Below are 24,128 nucleotides of genomic sequence, written 5' to 3'. Positions count from 1 at the left end.
GTCTGTTTGCACTGCAGCGCTTTATCCCGCATCTGACCCGCTCCAGCCTGCATCGTCTCTATCAGCGCCATGACATCAGCCGGTTGCCACGTGAAGCCGGACCAAAGGCAAAGGGACAGACGTTCAGGGCGTACCCGATCGGCTATCTGCATATCGATATCTGTGACGTTCGCACCGGCGAAGGCCGGGCCTATTTGTTCGTGGCAGTCGATCGCACCTCCAAATTTGTTCATGCCCGGCTTTACCGGAAGGCCAATCGCGAGCAGGCTGCCGCATTTCTGGAAGACGTCGTGCAGCAGCTGCCTTACCGGGTGCATACGGTGCTGACCGATAACGGCGTGCAGTTCGCCAAAAGGCGTGGCACTGAGGCTTATAAACCCCATCGATTCGACATGGTCTGCCGTGAACACGGCATCGAGCACCGCCTGACTCGCCCCTTCCATCCGTGGACCAATGGTCAGGTGGAACGGATGAACCGAACCCTGAAGGACGCGACGACCCGCAGTTTTCATTACGCCACGCTCGAGGAGCTGGCCGACCACTTGAAGGACTACCTGTGGGCCTACAACAGTGCCCGTCCGTTACGCTCTTTGAAGGGCAAAACTCCGATCGGATTTATTCTGGAAAGATGGCAGGATGAACCGGACAGGTTCCATCAAAACCCGAACCACTACTTCCCGGGACCAAACACCTAGGAAACTGATTATGAACATAGTCCAGCAAAAAATAATTGAAGCGGTTGGTCTTTATGGTAAAAATCGAGTTTTTTATCGACGTTTTCTAAAAAACACATATTTGACCTAAAGGTAAGTAAAAAAGAATCTAAAGTGTCTAATTCTGTCTACTCTCAACAGAAGAATTCTTTAGTTTTAGCAGAGTCTTGGTTTCGTGAAAGGGGGGTATACCTTTCATGGGGTACTTTAGGTGGGATCGTCTTATTAAGCTTTTTTCTTTTTTTCCGCTGGTTATGCCATGGGTTTACGATGTTGATATTGATGCTAGAGGAGTGATTGCGCTATTTTTCATGGTGATTTTGGGTTTTTTGTTTTCTTATCCTCTTATTTTTTTCGCCAAGTTTGAGCTAAAAATAAAAGGTTTTCAATATGCTGTATTTGATTCTTTTTCTATAAAAGTACACTTCGTTAGTGACGTGGATTTTCAGCCGAAAACTTGTCGTTGGGATGAATGCACCTTTTGTATTGCTTATTCGGCCCGCAGCATAGAAGGTTATTACTATGAGCTTAGAGGTTATCTCTTTAACGATGATGGTAGTGTCAGAGATAGTTTTTCCTTTGATGACTACCATTACATGACCTCAAATAGTGAGCAAGAGCGTCAATGGATGATTGAAGACCTTTCAGCCAGATTTGAATATGTTCGTCGATTTATGGAGGATGGCGCTACTTCGGTCGAACCCGTTGCAGAGCGTCTGGACCTAAAGCCAAGTTTATCCAAGTCAGCCCAGTATTTATTTCTTGGCTCAAAATCTTCTGAAGGGAAAACATTTCATGTGCTTTACTCTATAACTCGAAGTATACTTTTTATCTTTGTAGGTGTGCAAGTAATAGGCCATTACTTCTTTTGCAGATACTGCCGTTCGCCAGAGTGGCCTCAAAGCGTTATTGATGAGTGCGGAGAAGAGGTGTTTCCGCGGCGCTGATCCTTATATTTTGGCTCAGGTAGAAAGATGCCGTGGTTTTGCCACGGTGTCTTTCTTTTCATTGAATGATCATGCTTCAACACCCGGCTCAACCTCGGCTACCTGATCCATCAGACCGGCAACCACCGCTGCACCGCCTGACCCGCCCCTTCCACCCGTGGACCAATGTTCAGGTGGAACGGATGAACCGAACCCTCAAGGACGTCACTATCCGCAGCTTCCACTACGCCACGCTCGAGAAGCTGGCAGAACACCTGAAGGACTGCCTGTGGGCCTATAACAGTGCCCGGGCGTTACGCTCTTTGAAGGGCAAAACACCCATCGGATTTATTCTGGAAAGATGGCAGGATGAACCGGACAGATTCCATCAGGACCCGAACCACTGCTTCCCGGGACCAAACACCTAGGATGATAAGTCCGTTCCGTCGTTGAAAACAGCCATCAAAATCATCTGAAAACCTGATGTCTTATTACCGATTAATAAGTTCTTCCCACTGTTTGATGATATTATCAAGCTTGAATTTTGGTGATGAATCGTAAGCGGCTTTTGAAAATTTGATTCGTTCACTTCGATGTTTAATCATATATTTGAGCTTCTCTGCCAGTTCATCAATGTTTTCAGGTGCGGCAAGCAGTCCGGAAACATTATTTTCAACAACTTCGGAAGGCCCGGTTAGGCAGTTAAAGGATACAATAGGCAGACCATAAGAATTTGCCTCGATAAGCACCATGGGAAGTCCTTCAAAACGAGAGCTCATGCAATATATGCCAGCTTCTCGATAATGAGTTTCAATGTTTTTTGTAGGAGGAAAAAAGGTGACACTGTTTGTAATTTCAAGCTTTCCAACCTGAGCCCGAAGTGATGTCTCATCTTCACCATTACCAACTATTCTCAACTGCCAGTCTTGTACATCCCTGGTTACTTCTTTCCACGCAGATAATAGAGAATCAAAACCTTTTTGGTAAGAAAGTCGACCAACAGCTAATACAACCTTGGCATCAGGGTTATAATTATACGCTTCCTGTGCAAACGGAAGAGGGTTGTTAATGGGAAGAATTTCAGCCCGCGGCCGGGCTCTTTTTTTCCAGATATCTGCATCGCGATGAGTGAGCGTCACTACAGTATCGGCCATCCATGCGGCAATATACCGGGAGATAGTCCTCAGTTTTGAGCCGCCGTTGGCCGTGAAATTATAATGCTCCCAATTAACGTGCCAGGCCTTGTTTGCACAAAGCGCTGGCGCGATGAAAAGAGACAAGGTCGATTCTACATTGATAACCGTATCGAAATTATGTACTTTGACAAAGTTGCGAATTTTTTTAACTATAGAAAAATAGCTAAGGTAGAAAGATGTTTTGCTGGTTGATAAACAGCTAACCTTTACTTTTGAGGAGATGTTGAAAAAGGCCATATCATCATCCTGCCATAAATTGAGCAGAGTGATATCGTGACCTTTTTCAGCCAGAGCGTTTATAATAGTAAGCGCGACGCGTTCAGTGCCGCCGCCCGAGCCCATATTATTAATAATGAAGCATGCTTTTTTCATATGAGATGACCCAGAATAAGTAGCTTAAATAAATTTTTTTATATATGAGTAAAGGTTTGAAAGTGCTGGCGATACAAAAAGCATGCGCGTGTTGAAAGGTATTTCAATATCCGTATCTCGCTTTTGGTGCTTGACCTTCTTTACGACACGACTGATTTCCTTGATCGGGCTCAGGTAGCCTTTCATTTCATTGGAGATACTTTTATAGAAAAGGGCACCCTGACAGGCTACCAGCATTGTCATTTTTTTCTTGAAAGCGTCGTTTTCACTGGCACTCAGTTCAAGATAGTAATCAATGACTGATTCAATATCGGCTAAATCCTTGTGTGAAGGATTTTTTGTGATTCCTTCCGGATTAACGCGATAACCGATTAAAGGTTCATTGATGCCAGCCAGACGGTTAGCCCGTAGATAAAGCTGCGGTATCAGCATCATGTCCTCATAGCTTTTGCCGGGAGGAAATCGCAAACCTTCAAATAGTTTGCTCTTGTAGATGCGCGCCCATGGAAACCAATAAGCATGCGAAAATATGTTGCTGACAACGTATTGATCGTCTACACAGCTGTAGTTCCCGCACACATTGATTCTAAATAAAGATTTATTCTGATGATCGCCATTTTTCAGATGAGAAAATCTGATGGCATCAAACTCGATAATGTCGGGGGCACAGTCAGCCCGATCTATCGCTTCCAGAAGTCTTCTATAGTAATTGGGTAGAACATGATCATCACCATCAAGGAAGGCCACATAGCGGCCTTTCATGATTTCCAATCCTGTATTTCTTGCTTCACTGACACCGCTATTTTTCTGATTGATGATTCGGAGTTGTTGTCCAAGCGGGTGTGACGTATATATCGATTCTACTGTTTCAAGTGTATTATCTTTGGAGCCATCATTAACGATAATAATTTCTACACTATTATCGATTTGATCGAGAATAGAGGTTAATGCCTCACCTATATGTTTTTCAACGTTATAGGCGGCAACAATGACCGACAGCCAGATGTTATTCATGAGGTGTTCCAAAAACCATCTTGAAAAGCCCTAGACGAAAACAGAAAAATAATAGGGCAAGGAAGCTTAATATTTCAGTGAGCAGAAGAGTCCATGCACCACCCACAGCGCCCAGCCAATAAGCCATCGGAAACACAATTCCAAGATGAATAAAGGCCATGATTGTTGGGACCTGTGTATAAATTCTGCGATAGCCAAAAGGCAATAGCATGTAGTTGCCAAAAATGACTGATGTTGTTACCAGGAAAACCATGGGCGCCATAATTCTAATAATGTGAGCAGCGTTGCTGTATTGCTCGCCCAAAGCAAAATCAGCTAAAAAATCAGCAAGGAAAAAAAGCGTTAGAGAGGTTGCCAGAGTCACAAGGCACTGACCAAAAATTATATTTTTAATGAATCTGCCAGCTTTTTCCCTGCTTTCCGATAATAAGGCATTAACTCGCGGGAAAAAGGCATTGCCTAAAATAAGAAACGCACTGGTGATGGCGTTCCTTATCTTATCGGATGCATTAAACAGACCAACTTGCTCATGGCTGGAAACAACACCAAGCACCACAGTCGTACTCATGGTATATAAACTTATCGCGATAGATGCGATAAAGACGGGAAAGCCGTCTTTCAAGGCCTCCTTTACTTGCTGAGGCGATATTTTTTCAAAGCAGACGGCCTTGTATCGATAGACCATAAAGCAGGCAATGATGCCGGCCATATTCGTTGTCATGGCCTGGATAACAACTGCAAGCCAGAGATCTTCCGGGTTGTGAACGAAAAAAAAGATAAGTGGAACGGCGGTTGCCCGAGCCGCAAGGCTTGAAATTGTGACAGCCCACAACCTTTCTATGCCCTGGAAGAGCCAGCCAGGTAATAAAACTGATCCAATCAGCTGCGTTGAAGCCAGCAGGATGATAAAAGAAATTTCTTTGAAAGAAGGAACTGCGTAAACAGTACATACAAGAAAAAGAAAAACAAGAATGGCCAAGAAACATTTTGAAGCCATTGTTGTCCAGAAAACTTCAGAAATCTTTCTTTTCGAGTCCTTGTTTTCTGCTATTTTTTTGGTTGCTGTCAGATTGAAGCCGTAATCTATAAACAGCATACAGTATTGCATGATGGCGAAAGAGAGGCCCATGATGCCAAAGCCTTCAGGCTCCAGCACTCTCGCCAAATAAGGAAACGTAATAAGTGGGAGAATGTATTGCCCGCCCTGTAATACAAACAGGGAAATAAAATTACTTAATAGCTTTGACCGCATTTTTATGCCTTGGTGACTGCAAACTGTCTTTGAGATTTAAATCAACAGGACACAAGGTCCTATACGTCACGTCTGCTGATATGCTTTTGGGTAAATACCGGGTCAGAGTCAAGAACAGCAGGAAGCTATCGTGTAAATTTTGATCGCTTTGCATTCAAGACGCTGTGCTGTAAGCGCTTTGCTTACTGTTCGCTCAAAAATAAGCTGGAAGCCGTCAAAAGCTACAACCTCTAAAATTAATTTTTAATACTAAAGTTTATAGTCGATATTGATAAGTACTAGTCTAAATCATTTCATTGTTTTAAATGTAGTTGTGGAGTAATTGTTTTCGCGTCAGAGATATGGTCAAACTAAGCTGATTAGCTCTGTATTGTTGTTTGATCTAAAGCGATCCGGTAGATAATTCGATATTTTTATATACATATTTTTGTAGTTAATTTTTATATGAGGCGGTGAGCTTTTAGTGTTAACGCTCTAAAAAACATGTATCGACTGTTGGTCAATGTTTCATGCCTCCATGAACTATCATGGAGTTATCAGGCGGGCAGCATTATTGGCTCAGCACTATGTGATTGGGTTAACAGTACAATAGTCGACAAAAAGGCATGCTGGTTCAGGGAGAGCTCAGAGGCGTGTTTCATGGTTTCATGATTATTCAAACCTATCAAAGTGATCATGGCAGACACAGCACAGCTTGTTGCCATCGGGGTCACGCAGATAGGCCCCATAAAAATAATCGTGATACTGCGATCGCACGGCAGGGGCACCCTCATCGATGGCGCCGAGTGTCATGCCCACGGCGTAAAACTGATCGACAAGCTCATGACTGTGCGCCTTGAAGGCGACCATCGTGCCGTTGCCGGGGTTGGCGGCGTTCTGATCGAACGGACTGCAGACAAGGAACAGGATTTTTTCCTGAGGGGCGGCGTAGCAAAGCCACTGATGATCACTGTCATCGTCGTCATGGCGATAAAGACCAATGCAGCTCAGAAGCGCATCGTAAAATTCTTTGGAGCGGGCTAGATCGTTACTTCCCACCATGACATGACTCAGCATGATTCTGGGCTCCGGCATCTGCTGTTCTGGCAGGTGTTGGCTGTTGCGTTCGGATAGACGGTTATTATGGCGCGTTATCATGATTGAATGAACAGACAATAACAGTGCTGAAAAGGCCAGGGCACCATAACCGAAGAAAGAAACGATCAGAAAGGCATCACGTGAAGCAATGTCACGGGCAGGATTGGAATGGTTATAAAATAACGATCACCGCCCGCAAGCGGTGATCGCTGTCAGCTTCCCTGCTGATGGAAGCACTCCATGCTTCAGGCAATCCATGCATGCGTGAATCCTTCCACGACTTCAGAGTAAGCGTCTGTACAGCGGTCTTCCATGGCAGGAAGACGAAAAAGGGAAGAATTAATCATCATACATAAAATGACTCAAATTATTGATCCATTTTATTAGCCACACTTCTCAAGATGTTGCCTTATTAGCCATGTCGAGTGAAAAAGGACATGAGATCACGTAACAGCTGAAGGGTGTTGCTGATGGCTTCTGCCATGAGGATAACCTCCAATAATGAATAATCAGGCCTTGTATACTTCTGACGACACCTGCTTAGATGGATCTTTCCACCATCATGACCGAACAAATCCAAGCGCAGGTGCAGATGGTGTCATTGGTCAAGGTGGTCGGCAGGCCACCTGATCCAACCAGAGTAGTGTGGCGTGACATCATGTCGTCAGCGAGCGCCGTGATAGACAAAGTCATCGTTTTGACGCTCATAGCGGCTTACCCCGAGGTCACCGGCGCTGGCGCGCGTCCCATCTCGCTGCATGGCCTCACAGATGATGTCAGTGCCACCGGTAAAGGGTCTCAGGCCCGTTTTGACTGCTGTCTCCAGCAGAGCATAACAAACCCCGTTGTTGAACGGCTCAAGCTCTGCATCACTGTATTGATGATCCCCCGAATACGTCAGCTCGACCGTGATGTCATTATCGGTCAGCGAGCGAATGTCATAACCGACCAGCCGCTCGTCCTGAAGCATTTTGTCGAGCGTCTGCGTGAATGGTCCTTCAGGCAGTGCTTCAGCTTGAGCCATGGCAAATCCTCCTGAAAGGTAAAGGCCGGCCAGCAAAAGCGTGGATAAAAGTTGCCGGTGCATGGCACTCTCCTGGTGATGATGTACTAATATTTTGCCAGTTCCAGACCTGAAACACTGTGCAGAAAAAAGATGGCACATGTTAAGTTGGCGCTCGACAGGATTCTTTCCTAATCTGCGAAGTGATTGTTTTCGAAAAGGAGGTTCGAAATGACGTTCAAGGGTATCGCTACTACTGTAGTGCTTGCATCCATCATCGGGCTGGCCGGTTGTTCAGGCGGTGAGGTGAAAAATCAGTCCCCCTACGCGCAGGCTGACGGCCGCTATCAGGGTACACTGCCGTGCGCCGATTGTGCCGGTATCAAGACGAATCTGCAGATTCGAAACCAGGACAACACCGGCGCCAGCTTTACTCTGGACAGCACACGTGTAGGCCAGAGTGAAAAGCCGATGCGTACCACAGGCCAGGTTCTGATCAAGCAGAACGTCGGTCCCAACAGCTATCCGCTGGTTTATGAGCTGAAAAATGGCCAAGGCAATACCATTTATAATCTGCTGCCGGTAGGCAATGGTGATATGCGTCTGCTGGACCGCAACTATTCTCGCATCGACTCCAGCGATAACCTGACGCTCAAGCGCATCAATTAATCGATGCTCGAGTCCTGTAAACCCGGTCCTTGTGGCCGGGTTTATTTGCAGGTTTCAACGGCACGATACAGGAGATTGACATGGGTGATCTGTCTGAAGAAATGAGGATGCCAACGGCGTGTCCTGAATGCGGCAGCCATAGCGTTCGCCTGTCTGAAGTGAAAAATCCCGCTGACAAGGTATTTTGCTCATCATGCAATACGGTTCGCGGGATCTATGCCGATCTCAAGAAAGAGCTTGAAAACAAGCCCAAAAGCGAGACCGAGCAGCTGCTGGAAGAGGTGGTCAATAAAAAGGGTGACGCCCCTGAACCATCTCGATGATACCGCCGCTCCGACCGACTGACGTATTAAAAGGGCCCGCTTCCACGGAAGCGGGCCCTTGCTTTTCTGACGGTTTGACCGCTCATCAGGTCTTGATGCCACCCCAGCCATGATGATGGCAGTCGCACTGACTGTTCTGACAGGGTTGGCTGTCGGGGTGTGCCGAGGCACAGGCCTCACAGCAATAGGACTTGCCGTTGACCTCGGGCGCCGTTTCCGGAACGACGCATTTACAGTAGGGGCAATCACAGATGCGTTGTGTCATGAAGTGCTCTCCTCTTGTCTGGATCCATCAGCCAAACGGCCCGCCTCAAGCATAGGTCATCCCCGGCAGGGAATGCACCGGGCACGCTACCCCATGAAGGCATTGGCAACAAACAGCCCCGCAAGCGCTGTCGCCCAGCCAAGTGTCGTAGGTACTGAAACGACCAGCAGCTGATGTCTGGCGTTTTTGACGCCCAGCATCCGGTTGACCACCCAGAAATAGCTGTCGTTGAAATAGCTGAAAAACAGTGCGCCCAGACAGGCAGCCTGAGCGGCCAGCACCATGTTGACGTCCGGCATGGCGGCAAGAATGGGCGCGGAGATGGAGGCCCCGGTAATCATCGATACCGTGCCGCTGCCCTGGGCAAAGCGCACCAGCGTGGCAATGATAAACGGGATAAGAAAAGCCGGCAGGGCCAGCGACGCGATCTGGGTGCCGATATAGTCGCCGGCACCACTGGCGCGAAGTACTGCGCCCAAAGCGCCTCCGGCACCGGTGACCAGCAAAATGATACCGGCACTTTCCACACCCTTTTCCAGATGGCGAAGAACATCCTCGCGCGGCATTTTGGGCACCAGCCCATAGACGGCCACCAGTACCCCGATACCCACGGCAATGACCGGGTTACCAAAAAAGGTGATCAGTTGCCCGATCAGGGAATTTTCGACATCCAGACCGTCATTGAGGCTCGCCAGCGCACCAAACAGTGTGTTGAGAAAGATCAGTCCGATTGGCAGGGCAATGGGCAGTACAGAACGCAGCAGAGAGGGCAGTTCCTGCTCATCGAGCTGCGGCGTCTCATTATCGTCCGCGGCATGGCTCAGACCCTGGCCGGTATCACGCTCGATCATGGCCTCAATACGCGGCCCCATGAAACGGGCATAGATGACCATCACGATCAATGCAGGTGCCGTAAAGACCACGCCCCAGGCAATCATCAGACCGATATCGACGCCGAAAATACCCGCTACCCCCAGCGGGCCCGGTGTAGGCGGTACGGCGCTGTGTGTCACGATCAGGCCGGAGCCCAGCGCGATCCCCAGCGTCAGCACCGAGCGTCCGCTGTTACGTGCCAGCGCCCGCACCAGCGGGTTGAGGATCACATAAGCTGAGTCGCAAAAGATTGGAATCGACACGATATAGCCGGTAAGTGCCATCGCCCAGTCCTCACGCTCCTTGCCCAGCAGGCGCAGGATGGTGCGGGCCAGTTGCTGGCCGGCACCCGAGACTTCCAGAATGCGCCCCATCATGACGCCAAAGCCGATGACCAGCCCGATGGTGGCCAGCGTCGCACCGAATCCGGTCGTGATGGCACCGATGACCTCATTGGCGGGCATACCGCCGATCAGGCCGGCAAGCGAGGCTGCCGCGACCAGCGCCAGCAGCGCATGAACACGGGTTTTCAATACCAGAAAGATCATCACAAAGATGGCAATGCCCAGGCCGATAATGACCTGGGGTCCCGCAGTGGTGGCCTCTGTCATGACACTATACCCCCGAAAAAATGAGCGGCCTTCGTTTGAAGACTGCTTGATCAATAGTGATCAGTTCTGCTGGTCATCCATATAGCGCTTATGGGCGTGCACGATGTCGTCAAAGTGCTCATCGACCTCAAAGCCCAGCGACAGGGCGTAGTCGTTGTCAAATAGCGGCGCCCAGCTATAGACAATCGCCTCGATCTGCGGATCACGCTCGTAGCGGATACGCGCACCGGCCTCATTTCCTGCCACACGCTCGAGGCTTTCGACCATTTCCCGGACCCTGATCGACATGCCCGGCAGGTTGACCGTGCGACACGCGTCCATGCGCGCAGCATCCAGCGACAGCGCATGAGCAAGATTGTTGATGATGGTTTCCGGCGAACAGATCCAGATGGCGAATTCCGGGTCGATCGGGCAGATCGCTTCTTCACCGCCCAGCGGCTCGCGAATGATCGAGCTGGCAAAGGAGGAGGCCGCACGGTTGGGACGACCGGGGCGCACCACGATGGTAGGCAGCCGACAGACCCGGCCATCGATGAAACCTCGGCGGCTGTAATCATTGACCAACAGCTCGCTCATGGCCTTCTGGGTGCCGTAGGAAGAAAGCGGCTGCGGCGCGGTCTGCTCGGTCAGCGGCGAGGGCATGCCAGGACCGAACACCGCCAGCGAACTGCTGAACAAAAAGCGAATGTGGTTGCCGCGGTGTCGGCAGGCTTCCAGCAAGGACCGCGTGGCATCGAAGTTGACCTGCATGCCCTGATCAAATTCCGCCTCGGCGTGAGAGCTGACAATGGCGGCCAGATGGCACACGGCGATCGTGTCCTCGCGAAAGGCGCGCTCGATCACCGATGGGTCACTGATATCACCCACCACCGAATCGATACGCTCGTCGTCTACCGGGCAGGGAGCCAGGTCGAGGCTGGTGATACTGCTGATGGGCTGCCCATCAAGCGTTCCCTGTTCCAGCAGCTGCATGGCCAGACGTGCGCCTAAAAAACCGGCGGCACCCGTGATGATGATGTGCATGGTCTGCTTCCTTGTATTGGTTATCTGACAGCCTTCTCAAAACGTTCTGATCAATCGAATGCATCGAGCGGTATCATTCAAGAAAGGTATTGAGTGTTTCCTCTTTTTTTGTAATGTTGTCTGACAACTGTTGAGCGGAGCAATATGATCATTGGTCGAACACCCGGCGCCGAGACGTCGTATCTCTCGAGTCAGCCTCTGGCAGCACGTCAGCCTCCGATGGAAAGGGGCGCAGCACATGGCTGATTCGCCGTCAGAAAAGCGCGTATCGGAAAGAGGGCCCGGGCTTGCCGAGCAGATTTCCGGGGCGCTGACCAGGGCCATCCACATCGGTGAATTGAAAGCCGGGCAGCGTCTGCCTACCGAGGCCGCGCTATGCGAGCGTCATGAGGTCAGCCGCTCGGTAGTGCGCGAGGCCATTTCCATGCTGCGCAATGCCGGGTTGGTGGTGTCCAGGCGGGGCAGTGGCAGCTTTGTGGCCGAGGCGCCCAGAGTGTCGCTGGTGCAGGCGCTTCCCGGCGGCTCACTGGGCTCGGTGCTGCATCTGCTGGAGCTGCGTCGTGCGCTGGAAGGCGAGGCCGCCTTTTATGCTGCCTCGCGCTGTTCGCGAGCGCAGCTGCGAAGGTTGCGTAATGCGATGGTTGATATTGATGAGGCGGTAGAGGCCGGCGAGTCCGGCGTAGAGCAGGACATGGCCTTTCATCGTGCTATTGCCGAGGCCTCAAACAACGAGTACTTCGTCACGGTGCTGGATTTTTATAACCGTTTTCTGCACCAGGCCATCAGTTTGACCCGGCGCAACGAGGCGCGTCGTGACACCTTTGTCGCTGAAGTCATCAGCGAGCACGACGCGATCCTTGAAGCCATTGCCAGCGGTAACGGTGATGCGGCCCGTCAGGCGGCCTGGTGGCACATGGATCAGGCCCGCAGGCGATTGAGTGACATCCCGCCGGATCTGATCGAGGCGTTCGAGCACACCGGTCATGAAGGCCGGGATTAATTTCATCGTGGACTGATTTCATCAAGGAATAACAGCATGGCTGACAGACTCAGAGCAGGCGTGATCGGGCTGGGATCGATGGGGCTCGGCATGGCGACGTCACTGATTCGCGGCGGGTTTGATACCCTGGGTTGCGATATCAACGCGGAGGCCCTTGAAAGACTGGCCGCCAAGGGTGGCCAGCCGGTCGCCAGCCCCGCCGAGATGGGCGGTCGGGTCGATATCGTCTTTCTGGTGGTCGTCAACGCCGCCCAGATGCGCGATGTCCTGCTGGGTGCCAACGGGCTCGCTTCTACCCTGTCAACCGGCAGCATCGTGGTGGGCTGTGCTACTGCCGCGCCGGATGATGTGATCGCGCTGGCGGCCGAGCTAGCAGAAAAGGGCATCGACTATCTTGATATTCCCATCTCGGGTGGGTCGGTCAAATCCGCTGCCGGTGAGCTGACGCTGATGGCCTCCGGTCCATCAGAGGTGTTCGAGCGCGCCCAGCCGGCGCTGGATGCCATCGCGGCCACCATCTTTCGTCTGGGCGAGGCGCCCGGGCAGGGCTCGCAGGTCAAGCTGGTCAACCAGCTGTTGGCCGGCGTGCACATTGCGGCGGCGGCCGAGGCGATGGCCTACGGCATCAAAAGCGGCTGCGATCCGCAAACGCTCTATGACGTGATTACCAAAAGCGCGGGTAACTCCTGGATGTTTGAAAATCGCGTGCCGCACATTATCGACGGTGACTATACGCCGCGCTCTGCGGTCGACATCTTCGTCAAGGACCTGGGGCTGGTGCACGATACCGCCCGCGCCGAGCGCTTTCCGCTGCCGATGACCGCTCAGGCACTGACCATGTTCAGCCAGGCGTCTTCCATGGGCCATGGCCGTGAGGATGATGCCGGCGTGGTGCGCATCTTCCCGGGAATCGATCTGCCCACGCAGGCCGCCAACGACTGATCTTCCATCCTTCAGACCAGGAGCGTTTCCATGCCATTGCTGGGCTGTATTGCAGATGATTTTACTGGCGCGACTGATCTGGCCAGTCAGCTGGTCAGTATCGGCATGCGCACCGTGCAGACCATCGGCATTCCCGATGAGGGACTGGCCGCTGACCTTGAGGATATTGATGCCGTCGTGGTGGCGCTCAAGAGCCGTACCCTCCCTGCCGAGACAGCGGTCGAACAGTCACTGGCCGCGCTTGAATGGCTCAAGGCGCGCGGCTGCGAGCAGTTCTATTTCAAGTACTGCTCGACCTTTGACTCTACCTCGGAAGGCAACATCGGCCCGGTGACCGATGCGCTGATGGACGCGCTCGATGTGTCCTTTACCGTGGCCTGCCCGGCGCTGCCGGCCAATCGCCGTACCGTTTATAACGGCTACCTTTTCGCAGGTGGCGTACCGCTCAATGAAAGCGGCATGCAGGATCATCCGCTTACCCCCATGACCGATGCCAATCTGGTCCGGGTCATGGACAGCCAGACCCGGCATCGGGTCGGGCTGGTCGAATTTGATTGCGTACGCCGGGGTAGTGAGGCCGTGCGCAGCCGTTTTGATACTCTCAGGGCCGATGGCGTTGGCGTGGCGGTCCTCGATGCCATCGAACAGCAGGATCTGGAAACGCTGGGTGAGGCCTGTCGCGATCTGACCCTTGTCACGGCAGGCTCCGGTCTGGCGCTGGGCCTTGGCGCGCGCTGGCGGGATCAACTCACCGGCGGTGACGCCGCCAGGCTGCCCGCTATACCCGGTCGTGAGGTCATTCTCAGTGGCAGCTGCTCACGAGCGACGCTGGCCCAGATCGAGCATACAAAAGCGCACTACCCTCATTACCGCCTTGATGCGCTGACGCTTGCCGAGAATTATCAGGATCAGGTGGCCGAGGCGCTTGCTCTGGCCCGGGAGCATCTCGACCGCTCTCCCGTACTGATCCATGCCAGCGCCTCGCCTGACAACGTCAAAAGGGCGCAGCAGTTGCTGGGCGTTCAGGCAGCCGGTGAGATCGTTGAGCGCGCGCTGGGAGAGATTGCAGGCGCTCTGGTCAACGAGCTGGGCGTGCGACGCCTGCTGGTTGCCGGGGGCGAAAGCTCGGGTGCCGTGGTCAGCGCGCTTGAAGTGAAAGGGCTTCAGATCGGACCGAGCATTGATCCGGGCGTGCCCTGGACGGTGACACTGGGTACCGGCGAGCGCCTGGCGCTGGCGCTCAAGTCCGGTAATTTCGGGAGCGAGGATTTCATGACCAAAGCCTGGGAGACAATGCCATGAGCCACATCAATACCCATGGCGAAGAAAATCGCCTGCGCGAGGAGATCAGCGAGATCGGGCGCGCCTTTCGACAGCTCGGCATGGCGCCCGGGACGTCCGGCAATATCAGTGCCAAATGCGCAGGCGGCTGGCTGATGACGCCCACCAATGCCAGCCTGGGCGCGCTGGATCCGGCCGAGATCTCGATGCTCGACTGGAACGGCAATCTGCTCTCTGGCAAGCCGCCGACCAAGGAGTCATTTCTTCATCGCGCCTTCTACGAATCGCGCGAAGAGGCCGGTGGCGTCATTCACCTGCATTCGACCTACGCCTCGGCCATCTCCTGTCTGCAGGGGTTGGATGAGCGCTCGTGCATTCCGCCGATCACGCCCTATTTCGTGATGCGGGTGGGGCGTCTTCCACTGTTGCCGTATTTCCAGCCCGGTGATCCGGCGATGGGCGAGGCGGTACGCAGATACGCCCCCGATTACAGCGCCGTGCTGCTGGCCAATCACGGTCCGGTCGTGGCCGGCAAGAGCCTGGAAGCGGCGCGCAATGCCATCGAGGAGCTCGAAGAGACCGCACGTCTGTTTCTGCTGCTCAAGGATCAGCAGATTAATATCCTGAACGAACAGCAGATCGATGGCCTTCGCCAGCAGTTCGGTGCGCGCTGGTAGTGGTCTCGTCCCCGGTGTCCGTGGGTACCGGGGCCTGTTTATCAGTTGTAATCCCTTTTCCAGAAGGAGCGCTCATGCCGCGTTTTGCTGCCAACCTCACCACAATGTTCAACGAAGTCGACTTCATGCAGCGCTTTGAACAGGCCGCAGGGCAGGGGTTTGAAGCGGTCGAGTATCTCTTCCCCTACGCCTTTGAGGCCGAAGACATTGCCCGCGAGCTCAAGCGCCATGACCTGAAACAGGTGCTGTTCAATCTGCCGGCCGGCGACTGGGCGGCCGGCGAGCGGGGGCTGGCAGCACTCCCGGGGCGTGAGCAGGAGTTTCGTGACAGTGTCGAGACAGCGATTCGCTATGCCCGAACGCTGAATTGCTCGAGACTGCATGCCATGGCAGGAGTGGCCAGTGAGGGCGCAGATATTGCCGCCATGCACAACACCTATCTGAATAATATTCGTTTTGCCGCGCATCGTCTGGCCGACGAAGGCATCACGCTGCTGCTTGAGCCGATCAACAGCCGTGACATGCCGGGCTATTTTATCAATCACCAGCATGAGGCTCATGAGATCATCGAGACGCTGGGAGAGCCCAACGTTCGAGTGCAGATGGACTTCTATCACACCCAGATCATGGACGGTGATCTCTGGGAAATCTTCCGCGGATACCGAGAAGGTGTCGGCCATATTCAGATCGCAGGTGTGCCCGAGCGTCACGAGCCCGACACCGGCGAGATCAACTATTGCTGGCTTTTTGAGCAGCTCGACCGTGCAGGTTTTGAGGGCTGGCTGGGCTGTGAGTACAAGCCCCGCGGTGAGACGACGGCGGGGCTTGGGTGGTTCAGGCCCTGGCGTCGCGGGTGATGCCAGAGTCGGGATTGCAGGAAGGCTCAGGTGCGCGCGGTGAATTCAAGCATCGAGCCTTTCTGCTCGGCCGCCAGATGCCAGGAGAGCGCCTTTTCCAGACAGTGCGGGGTATGGCCGCCGCGCTGGCACGCCTCCAGGAAATAGTCGCGCAGCGCCGGTCGATACAAGGGATCGGCGCACTGCTCGATAATGACCCTGGCGCGTTCCCGCGGTGCCAGTCCACGCAGGTCGGCCAGACCATGTTCGGAGACCAGAATATCGACATCGTGCTCGCAGTGGTCCACGTGGCTTGCAAAGGGCACGAAGCTTGAAAGCGATCCGTTTTTGGCGGTTGATCTGGTGATGAAAATCGACAGGTGACCGTTACGGGCGAAATCGCCCGAGCCGCCGATGCCATTCATCATTTTTGTGGCGTTGACGTGGGTCGAATTCACGTTACCGTAGATGTCGGCCTCAAGTGCGGTATTGATGGCAATGATGCCCAGCCGTCGTACGATGCCCGGGTGATTGGACATCTCCTGCGGACGCAGCACGATACGGTCGCGATAGTCGGCCAGATGCGGCCAGATTCGTTGGCCGCATTCTTTCGACAGGGTAATCGAGCTGCCTGAGGCAAAGGTCATCTTGCCGCTGTCGAGCAGGTTGAAAGTGCTGTCCTGCAGCACTTCCGAGTACATGGTGAGATTCTCGAACGGCCCGTCCATCAGTCCGTTGAGCACGGCATTGGCCATGGTGCCGATGCCGGCCTGAAGGGGCATCAGCGACGGCGGCAGTCGACCCGCTTCAATTTCATGCTCGAAAAAACCGATCAGATGCCGAGCAATACGCTGGGTGTCTTCATTGGGGATGTCTACCGTGGAGGGACTGTCCTGACCGTCGGTCAACACAATCGCGGCAATTTTGGCCGGATCGATGGGAATGTGATTCTGGCCGATGCGGGTACTGGCATCTACCACCGGAATGGGCTGGCGGGCCGGGCGCATCTGCGGGATATAGATGTCATGCAGGCCGATCAACGCCTCGGGCGTAGAGAGATTGAGTTCAATGATCACTTTGTCGGCCAGAATGGCAAAGCTTGCCGAGTTGCCCACCGAGGCGGTGGGCACAATGCCGCCGTCTTCGGTAATCGCACAGGCCTCGATGATGGCGACATCGAGATGGCCAAGCTGTTTGTTGCGAAGCTGCTCGACGGTCTCCGACAGGTGCTGATCGATGAACATCACCTCACCGCGATTGATGGCCGCGCGCAGCGTGGCATCGACCTGGAAGGGCATGCGTCGGGCCAGCACGCCGGCCTCGGTCAGGTGGCGGTCGATATCGTTGCCCAGTGAAGCGCCGGTCATCAGGCTGATTTTCATCGGGTTCTGCCGGGCACGACGCGCCAGCGCCAGCGGCACCTCCTTGGCTTCACCGGCGCGGGTAAAGCCGCTCATGCCGACAACCATGCCGTCCTGGATCAGTTCGGCGGCTGCCTCGGCGCTCATGAGCCGCGATTCCCATCCCTTTAACTGACAGCGTTCGCTGGCGGTTGCTTTCATGCTGACACTCCTTTTACGCCATCCCGGCAGATATGAGCCGCGCATCGATTCGATGCCCTCTGATACCTCATCTTAAGGGATTCGGTGACGTGGCATCTGTTCCAGATCAAAAAGCAGACATCCCCACGTCAAAGGGGCCCCGCATGGGGCCCCCGGCCAATGCATTCGTTGGCAGGTGCGGCCTCATGCGTCGAGGCGCAGCACGCGCGCCGCGATAAAGCCGCCGAGTCGGTGTCATGGTCAGCCGGCATCAAGGCTGATATCAATCAGGTGCACGCTGCCGGACTGCACTGATAGCGTCACGGGATAGCGATGCGGCAGCAAAAAGCCTGCCAGCGTGATCGAGAGCTGACGCGTCCTGCCGTGGATCAGCATCTCGACGCTGCCGTGATCGACCCACCACTGGATACGAATCTGCCGGCCATCCAGCTCACCGGCGCGCCGCTCGCCAGGAAAGTGCTGATCAACGCGCGTCACGCCGCTGTGTCCCTCACGGCGGTAGGCGACTTCGGTGGTGTCATCACCGGCACAGAGGATCAACTGCTGCTGCGTGCCCTGCTGCAGTGACAGTACCAGCCGGCTGCCAGCGGCCGGTTCCAGCGTCAGCGCCCCGCGTACCAGATCAGCGCCGGGCGTGGCCAGCAGGTGATGACCTTCCTTCAGCGGCGCATCAAACGGTGCCACCTCAAGCGGTGAGACCGATCGGGCCAGCTCGGGCACAAAGCGCTGATGCAGGCGTATCCCGTGGTCAGTGGCGGCCAGATACAGTTCGCGGGGCAGGGTCATGGCACCGCGCCAGCCCGCCTCGGGCGTATGACCGGCGTACTGCCAGTTGTTGAGCCAGGCGATCGCCAGTCGTCGGTCGGGCACATCCGAGAAGCTCTGCACGGCGTAAAAATCGCGGCCCTGATCCATCAGTAACAGCGGCTCATCGGGGTTGTCGTTGTGAAAGCGCTCGCCGTCGAAGTGCCCGATAAAATACTGGGTGAAAGAGCCCATGCTGTCCTGCGGTCCGTCGTGGTCGATGCCCACGCCCACCACCAGCACCCATCGGCTGGCGCCGTGACTACTGCCTTCAACGGGCAGTTCGAACAGATCGGGACACTCCCAGGGGCCATTGGTATGACACCCCTGATCGTGGCCGAACTCGCTTGCCAGTTGCCAGTCGAGCAGATTGTCGGCGGTATAAAAACGGATATGCTGACCGCAGGCCAGCGCCATGACCCATCGGCCGCTCTGTTCGTGGTAGATCACCTTCGGGTCGCGAAAGTCGCGAAACCCCGGTGCGGCGATGATCGGGTTGCCGACATATTTGTGCCAGCTGCGGCCGTTGTCGCGGCTCCAGGCAAGATGCTGTTCCTGTTCGTAGTGGGCCTCATCGTCGCCGATAAAGCGATGAGCGGTGTAGAAGGCCACGAGGCCTTCGCCACCGTCGAACAGACCGCTCACGCCATGACCATCCACCACGGCGCTGCCTGAAAAGCACATGCCGTCTTCGTCCGGCGTCAGGGCGATTGGCAGATGCTGCCAGTGGTATAGATCGCGACTGACCGCATGGCCCCAGTGCATCGGTCCCCAGACGAGATTATCGGGATGATACTGGTAGAACAGATGATACTCGCCGTCGTGATACACCAGTCCGTTGGGGTCGTTCATCCAGCCCTGTGGCGGGGTGAAGTGGCGCAGCGGTCGTTGTGTCAGGGCTTCCAGAGGGGGGGCGCCGGTCATGTTGTCATCCTGTCAGGGTGGATCAATGCAGGGTTACGGGGCATTCGCCATAGAGGGCTCATTCGTGTCGATGCGACTGCCCCAGCACCGTTGAAAAGGGCACGGTCACTGTTTCGCAGCGCGCATCGCCGTCCAGCAGCCGCTTCATGGCCTGACGCCCCATCTCGAAATGCGGCAGGGCCATGGTGGTCAATGACGGCGTCAGCGCGCCTGAAATGGGCTGCTGGTCATCGAAGCTGACCACCGCCAGATCCCGTCCGGGGTGCAGGCCGCGCCGTGCCAGGGCCAGATAGAGCTGCAGCGCGATGCGATCCTGACCACAGAGAATCGCCGTGGGCGGCGTGTCGTCACGCATCAGCTGCGCCAGCACCGATTCGACCTGATAGGTTTCTTCTCCGCCCGGCACCCCTTCACAGGCCGTAACGACCGGCATTGATTCAGGCGCGATGCCGGCCTCAAGCAGAGCATCATGAAATCCGGCTGTCCGCAGCGGTGTGGCTATCGAACGGGAGTTGGGGGCCAGAAAGGCGAGGCGTCGATGCCCCTCGGCCAACAGCAGACGGGTGGCCTGCTGCGCGGCGAGGCGCTCATCGGGCACCAGAGCGGGGAGCGCCATGGCGGTGCTGAAACCGTTGACCAGCAGCGAGGGCAGCTGCTGCATCTCGGTGGGCAGCTCAACATCGCGGTGGTAGTCGCAGGCGTAGATCAGACCGTCAACACGCTGCTCCATCAAAAGCTCGAAAGCGCGCCTGCGGTGATCGTCGCCGGCATCGGCATCGATATTGAACAGCATCAACAACCGTCCATGGGCGTCGGCCATCTGCTGGGCGCCGCGCAGGATATCGCCCGAGTGGGGCTGGGTGGTCACGCGATCGGAAAGAAAGCCGATGATGCGCGACTGGTTACTGCGCATCATGCGCGCCCCGCTATGGGGGCGATACCCCAGTGCCCGGATCGCCTCGCTCACCCGCTCACGGGTTGCCGGGTGGACCCGCTGATCGCCGTTGATGACCCGCGAGACGGTCTTGAAGGAGGTCTCGGCGTGACGTGCCACGTCCTTGATCGACACCATGGTGATGTTCCTGAAGTTCGCGTCTCTCACCTTTTCAGGCCGGCTACGCTGCCGTGTCCTCGCTCATGGAGAGCTCGCCGTAGACATCCTCGTGATCCCTTTTAAGCACGAAAAACGCATAGAGGCCGGCGATGAGCACAATGGCGCTGATGATGGAGAAGGTGGTCTGATATCCGACACTGTCGCGCAGCATGCCCAGAAGTGGCGATAAAACGATGTTGCCGCCCTGCGCCGAGATCTGAAAGCCGACCAGATAAAGCGTGGCCGACAGCGCCGGATTGAAGTGCAGGGTAAAGTAGCGAAAGATCGCAAGCACGAACAGCGGGACCTCAATGGCGTGGAACATTTTGACCAGCGAGACAAGCATGGGGTCGTCAAATACTGCACTGCCCAGAATACGCAGGAACATGACCATCGCACCCAGCAGGATGGTATTGCGCACGCCGATACGATGCATGAGCAGGGGGACCAGCCCCATCATGGCCGCTTCCAGAAAGACCTGGGCCGAATTGAGCATGCCGTAGAACTGCTGTCCGCGCGCCGGGGAGTCGAACAGTCGGGTATAGAATTCCGGAAACATCTGCTGGTCATAGACGGTATAGAAGGTCCAGGAAAAGAAGACGAAAGCGATCAGCTTCCATAGTGCACCAATCCTGAAGACATCGATCATGTCGCGCAGCGAGGGCACCTGCTGCTCGTGTTCGGTGGGAGAGGTGGCCTCGACCGGTGCTTTCCAGATCAACAGCATCAATAGCAGGGCGACACCGAACAGCGAGCCCATCCAGAAGATCAGGCGTGCATCGAGTGTGAACAGAAAGCCTGCCAGCAGCGCCACAATGGCGTAACCGGCCGAGCCCCACATCCGCGCCTGACCGTATTCAAAACCGCTGCGCCGGCTGATGCGCTCAGCAATGGCCTCAAACAGCGCAAAGGCAGCCAGAAAGCCTGCCGAGAGAAACACGGCGCCCACCGTTACGCCCAGGGCAAAGCTGTCCTCCAGCAGCGGACGATAGACCCAGATCATGAACGGCCCCACCAGAGACGCTGCGCCAGCCGCCAGAATTGCCAGATGGCGCCGGGTTCCCAGACGGTCCTGCAGGGTGCCATAGGCAATCATGAAAAAGAGCGTGGCCAGCGAGTTGGCCGCATAAACAATGCCGACCGAGGTGCCATCCAGCCCTAGACCGTTGGTGTCGCTGGTCAGCCAGATCTGGAAAAACGACCACCAGATGCCCCAGGAGGCGAAAAACAGCAGCAGGCTGAAGGAGCTTTGCAGGTAGGCGCGCGTCAGTGAAATACCGAGAAAATGTCTCAAGCCAGTCTCTCCGGGCTGCAGGCGAAACGATCAGCCGTCCATCAGTTGTGACAACGTTGTCACAAACTTTATGGCGCCATTGCAGGGCTGTCTTTACGACTTTTGCCCAGGAGGCCGGGGAATGGGGCAGGAAAGGTCAGCGATAGCCTTCGGCCTGTAGCCGGAAAAGCGTTGCATAGCGGCCATTGGCGGCCAGAAGGTCGTCATGGCTGCCGCGTTCGATGATATGGCCGTGCTCCATGACCACGATCACATCAGCGCTGCGTACGGTTGAAAACCGGTGCGAGATCACAATGGCGGTTCGGTCACGGCTGTATTGGCGAAAGCGCTCGAACACCGCGGCCTCCGCGGCGGCGTCCATGGCCGCGGTGGGTTCATCAAGCACCAGGATGTCGGCCTCTTCACGCATCCAGGCGCGGGAGAGGGCGATGCGCTGCCATTGCCCACCGGACAGCTCCTGACCATTCCTGAACCAGCGGCCCAGCTGGGTGCGATAGCCCTGCGGCAGCTGCTCGATGAAGGCATTGGCCAGTCCGCGATGGGCCGCCTCGCGCCAGCGCTCTTCATCATCAAAAGCGTCGATATTGCCTACGCCGAGATTCTCGCCGGCCGGAAACTGGTAGTGCACGAAGTCCTGAAAGATGACACCGATTCGACGTCGCAGGGCGGTGAGCTGCCAGTCGCGCAGGTCGCTGCCGTCCAGCAGGATGCGTCCGCTGTCGGGCTGGTAGAGACGGGTCAGCAGTTTGATCAGGGTGGTCTTGCCGGAACCGTTTTCTCCCACCAGCGCCAGGCTCTCGCCGGGGCGCAGATGCAGCGAGATATCATGCAGCGCCGTGACGCCGCCGGGGTAGGCGAAATGAACGTTTTCAAAGCGCAGGCCATCGCCGGGCATGGCGCCTTTGGCAAGCGTGCCACGCTCGGCCTCAATGGGCAGCTCGAGAAATTCATAGAGATTGGACAGATAAAGATTGTCCTCGTACATGCCGCTGATGGCAGCAAGGCCGGCCGACAGCGCTCCCTGGCTCTGCTTGAACACCATCAGGTACATGGTCATCTGGCCCAGCGTCAGCGCGCCGATGACCGTTTCCAGTACCACCCAGCCATAGGCGGCATAAAAGGTCAGGGTGCCCAGCAGTCCGAGCAGAAATCCCCACAGGGTCCGGCGCAGAGTGAGGCGACGCTCCTCGTCGTAGAGGCGTTCAAAAATGGCGCGGTAGCGCTGGCGCAGCAGCGGTTCGAGACCGAAGAGCTTGACCTCGCGGATGCTGTCCTCGCGGGCCAGCAGCGTTTCCAGATAGCGTTGCTCGCGCATCTGCGGTGAGCGCCAGCGAAACAGACGAAACGCCTCGCCGGAAAAGCGCGCCTCGGAAAAAAATACCGGCAGGGCGCCCAGGGCAATGATGACCAGTGCCCAGGGAGAGAACTGCACCAGCAGCACAGCGAAGCTTGCCAGCGAGATCAGATTCTGCGAGAGCGTGAAGGTTCGGTTGACCAGCGACAGCGGTCGGGTCGAAGCTTCACGCCGGGCGCGGGTGAGCTGATCATAGATTTCCGAGTCCTCGAACTGTGGCAGCGACAGTTGCCCGGCCTTGTCGAGGATCATCATGTTGACCTTCTGACCCAGTCGGGCCCGCAGCAACGACTGTTGCGCCTCCAGCAGGCGCTGGGCCAGCGCGATCATTGCAATGATCATGCCTTCAAGGGCGACCAGCCACAGCACCGGTGCGAGCATGTCGAGCGTGTCGGTGGTGTCGGTGTAACGTTCGGCAGCGGCCACCACGCCATCGACAATCAGCTGACCGACCCAGGCGGCGACGGCCGGCAGCACGCCGGCCACCAGCGTGGCCAGTGCCAGACCCAGCATCATCACGCGTGATGTCTGCCAGACCAGCTTCAGGGCTCGGTGGGTATAGCGAAAGACATTGATGACATCGCCCGGCGCGGTGGCCAGACGATGTCCGAGGCGGGGTCGCTGCATGCTTAAAAAGGAGTCACTGGGTCTGGCGCGAACGTTTCCGGGGGGTAGCGCCCTGACGCGGCGCACGACGCGCCCGAACATTCCCCTGCCACAGGGCGGCAAGCGCCGCTCGGGGCTGATGAGAGCGGGGACGTTTTGCCCGGCCCTGTCGAGCAGAAGGAGTCTGGCGCTGGCCTTCGCGCAGGCAGACCCCCAGACTAATGGTGACGACGGCACCCGCGACGACAAGACTGGCCACACTGCTGATAATGATCAGCGCTGCAGCCGCCACGCCCAGCGCGATCAGCACCACGGACAGGCAGATATCGCGCGAAAACCCTCGCCACAGTCCGTAGCCCCCCAGCGCGGTGGCCATACATGCTATCCATAGCAGACTGATCATGACGTCAATGACTCCTGGCTGAACCCTGTACAGGA

The 24,128-nt window shown here is 55.6% G+C and carries 24 protein-coding genes; 10 read left to right on the top strand and 14 right to left on the bottom strand.

The features are described 5' to 3' along the window. The 3 genes from BM079_RS03270 to BM079_RS03265 form a co-directional block, all read left to right on the top strand. On the top strand, nucleotides 1–695 hold a 695-nt coding region (locus BM079_RS03270; RefSeq protein WP_175489577.1), incomplete at its 5' end, for a DDE-type integrase/transposase/recombinase. 215 nt (nucleotides 696–910) lie between these two features. Beyond that, entirely contained in the window at nucleotides 911–1,660 is a 750-nt protein-coding gene (locus tag BM079_RS16560; protein WP_139215246.1) for a DUF6708 domain-containing protein, read from the top strand. Between the two features lie 65 nt (nucleotides 1,661–1,725). After that, nucleotides 1,726–2,067 carry an integrase core domain-containing protein gene (locus BM079_RS03265; RefSeq protein ID WP_090130719.1) on the top strand — a complete coding sequence of 114 codons (342 nt, stop codon included), beginning with the start codon at nucleotides 1,726–1,728 and terminating at the stop codon, nucleotides 2,065–2,067. A 63-nt stretch (nucleotides 2,068–2,130) separates the two neighbouring features. On the opposite strand, the gene BM079_RS03260 is transcribed toward BM079_RS03265, so the two are convergent. From BM079_RS03260 to BM079_RS03240, 5 genes are all read right to left on the bottom strand, one after another. Continuing rightward, nucleotides 2,131–3,207, bottom strand: a complete 1,077-nt coding sequence (locus tag BM079_RS03260) for a glycosyltransferase family 4 protein (protein ID WP_090130716.1) — start codon at nucleotides 3,205–3,207, stop codon at nucleotides 2,131–2,133. Nucleotides 3,208–3,231: 24 nt separating this feature from the next. Beyond that, nucleotides 3,232–4,221 (bottom strand): glycosyltransferase, encoded by a 990-nt coding sequence (locus BM079_RS03255; RefSeq protein ID WP_090130714.1) that lies wholly within the window; start codon nucleotides 4,219–4,221, stop codon nucleotides 3,232–3,234. Next, the gene (locus BM079_RS03250; protein WP_090130712.1) at nucleotides 4,214–5,473 is read right to left on the bottom strand and encodes a flippase; all 1,260 of its coding nucleotides are present in this window, start codon (nucleotides 5,471–5,473) and stop codon (nucleotides 4,214–4,216) included. The genes BM079_RS03255 and BM079_RS03250 overlap by 8 nt, the downstream gene beginning before the upstream one ends. A 651-nt stretch (nucleotides 5,474–6,124) precedes the next feature. After that, complete coding sequence (locus BM079_RS03245) at nucleotides 6,125–6,529, bottom strand: VOC family protein (RefSeq protein ID WP_090130710.1); 405 nt, start codon at nucleotides 6,527–6,529, stop codon at nucleotides 6,125–6,127. Nucleotides 6,530–7,214: 685 nt separating this feature from the next. Continuing rightward, nucleotides 7,215–7,637 (bottom strand): hypothetical protein, encoded by a 423-nt coding sequence (locus BM079_RS03240; RefSeq protein WP_139215245.1) that lies wholly within the window; start codon nucleotides 7,635–7,637, stop codon nucleotides 7,215–7,217. 147 nt (nucleotides 7,638–7,784) lie between these two features. Here BM079_RS03240 and BM079_RS03235 point away from each other — a divergent pair, with 147 nt between their 5' ends. Together BM079_RS03235 and BM079_RS03230 are read left to right on the top strand one after the other, a co-directional pair. Beyond that, complete coding sequence (locus BM079_RS03235; RefSeq protein ID WP_090130704.1) at nucleotides 7,785–8,222, top strand: copper resistance protein NlpE N-terminal domain-containing protein; 438 nt, start codon at nucleotides 7,785–7,787, stop codon at nucleotides 8,220–8,222. Between the two features lie 80 nt (nucleotides 8,223–8,302). Then, nucleotides 8,303–8,545: a hypothetical protein gene (locus tag BM079_RS03230; protein WP_090130702.1), complete on the top strand. Its 243-nt coding sequence runs from the start codon at nucleotides 8,303–8,305 to the stop codon at nucleotides 8,543–8,545. Nucleotides 8,546–8,630: 85 nt separating this feature from the next. Here BM079_RS03230 and BM079_RS03225 read toward each other — a convergent pair whose 3' ends face one another. From BM079_RS03225 to denD, 3 genes are all read right to left on the bottom strand, one after another. Beyond that, the gene (locus BM079_RS03225; protein WP_090130700.1) at nucleotides 8,631–8,810 is read right to left on the bottom strand and encodes a hypothetical protein; all 180 of its coding nucleotides are present in this window, start codon (nucleotides 8,808–8,810) and stop codon (nucleotides 8,631–8,633) included. 86 nt (nucleotides 8,811–8,896) lie between these two features. After that, nucleotides 8,897–10,294, bottom strand: coding sequence for a GntP family permease (locus BM079_RS03220; RefSeq protein ID WP_090130698.1), 1,398 nt, complete (start codon nucleotides 10,292–10,294; stop codon nucleotides 8,897–8,899). Nucleotides 10,295–10,354: 60 nt separating this feature from the next. Then, entirely contained in the window at nucleotides 10,355–11,317 is a 963-nt protein-coding gene (denD, locus tag BM079_RS03215; protein WP_090130696.1) for a D-erythronate dehydrogenase, read from the bottom strand. Nucleotides 11,318–11,555: 238 nt separating this feature from the next. On the opposite strand from denD, the gene BM079_RS03210 reads away from it, so the two are divergent. The 5 genes from BM079_RS03210 (at nucleotide 11,556) to otnI (ending at nucleotide 16,074) form a co-directional block, all read left to right on the top strand. After that, the gene (locus BM079_RS03210) at nucleotides 11,556–12,317 is read left to right on the top strand and encodes a FadR/GntR family transcriptional regulator (RefSeq protein WP_090130695.1); all 762 of its coding nucleotides are present in this window, start codon (nucleotides 11,556–11,558) and stop codon (nucleotides 12,315–12,317) included. 36 nt (nucleotides 12,318–12,353) lie between these two features. Next, on the top strand, nucleotides 12,354–13,259 hold the full coding sequence (gene ltnD, locus BM079_RS03205) for an L-threonate dehydrogenase (RefSeq protein WP_090130693.1): 906 nt from the start codon (nucleotides 12,354–12,356) through the stop codon (nucleotides 13,257–13,259). A gap of 30 nt (nucleotides 13,260–13,289) precedes the next feature. Continuing rightward, a complete protein-coding gene (gene otnK / locus BM079_RS03200) occupies nucleotides 13,290–14,561 on the top strand; it encodes a 3-oxo-tetronate kinase (protein ID WP_090130691.1) in 1,272 nt (423 codons plus the stop codon). Beyond that, nucleotides 14,558–15,217, top strand: coding sequence for a 3-oxo-tetronate 4-phosphate decarboxylase (gene otnC, locus BM079_RS03195; protein ID WP_090130689.1), 660 nt, complete (start codon nucleotides 14,558–14,560; stop codon nucleotides 15,215–15,217). The genes otnK and otnC overlap by 4 nt, the downstream gene beginning before the upstream one ends. A 74-nt stretch (nucleotides 15,218–15,291) precedes the next feature. Then, entirely contained in the window at nucleotides 15,292–16,074 is a 783-nt protein-coding gene (gene otnI / locus BM079_RS03190; protein WP_090130688.1) for a 2-oxo-tetronate isomerase, read from the top strand. Between the two features lie 26 nt (nucleotides 16,075–16,100). Here otnI and BM079_RS03185 read toward each other — a convergent pair whose 3' ends face one another. From BM079_RS03185 to BM079_RS03160, 6 genes are all read right to left on the bottom strand, one after another. After that, the gene (locus BM079_RS03185; RefSeq protein ID WP_090130686.1) at nucleotides 16,101–17,615 is read right to left on the bottom strand and encodes an acetyl-CoA hydrolase/transferase family protein; all 1,515 of its coding nucleotides are present in this window, start codon (nucleotides 17,613–17,615) and stop codon (nucleotides 16,101–16,103) included. Nucleotides 17,616–17,855: 240 nt separating this feature from the next. Then, nucleotides 17,856–19,343 (bottom strand): glycoside hydrolase family 32 protein, encoded by a 1,488-nt coding sequence (locus tag BM079_RS03180; protein WP_090130685.1) that lies wholly within the window; start codon nucleotides 19,341–19,343, stop codon nucleotides 17,856–17,858. Between the two features lie 58 nt (nucleotides 19,344–19,401). Then, nucleotides 19,402–20,415, bottom strand: a complete 1,014-nt coding sequence (locus tag BM079_RS03175; RefSeq protein ID WP_090130684.1) for a LacI family DNA-binding transcriptional regulator — start codon at nucleotides 20,413–20,415, stop codon at nucleotides 19,402–19,404. Between the two features lie 43 nt (nucleotides 20,416–20,458). Next, the gene (locus BM079_RS03170) at nucleotides 20,459–21,730 is read right to left on the bottom strand and encodes an oligosaccharide MFS transporter (protein ID WP_090130683.1); all 1,272 of its coding nucleotides are present in this window, start codon (nucleotides 21,728–21,730) and stop codon (nucleotides 20,459–20,461) included. A 136-nt stretch (nucleotides 21,731–21,866) separates the two neighbouring features. Then, nucleotides 21,867–23,711: an ABC transporter ATP-binding protein gene (locus BM079_RS03165; RefSeq protein ID WP_090130682.1), complete on the bottom strand. Its 1,845-nt coding sequence runs from the start codon at nucleotides 23,709–23,711 to the stop codon at nucleotides 21,867–21,869. A gap of 13 nt (nucleotides 23,712–23,724) precedes the next feature. Further along, nucleotides 23,725–24,093: a hypothetical protein gene (locus tag BM079_RS03160; protein WP_139215244.1), complete on the bottom strand. Its 369-nt coding sequence runs from the start codon at nucleotides 24,091–24,093 to the stop codon at nucleotides 23,725–23,727. Between the last annotated feature and the right edge of the window lie 35 nt (nucleotides 24,094–24,128).

The sequence above is a fragment of the Kushneria avicenniae genome (assembly GCF_900112585.1).
Classification (GTDB): Bacteria; Pseudomonadota; Gammaproteobacteria; order Pseudomonadales; family Halomonadaceae; genus Kushneria; species Kushneria avicenniae.
Note: the sequence above shows the minus strand (reverse complement) of the source record. Positions and strands in the feature narration are given on the sequence as shown.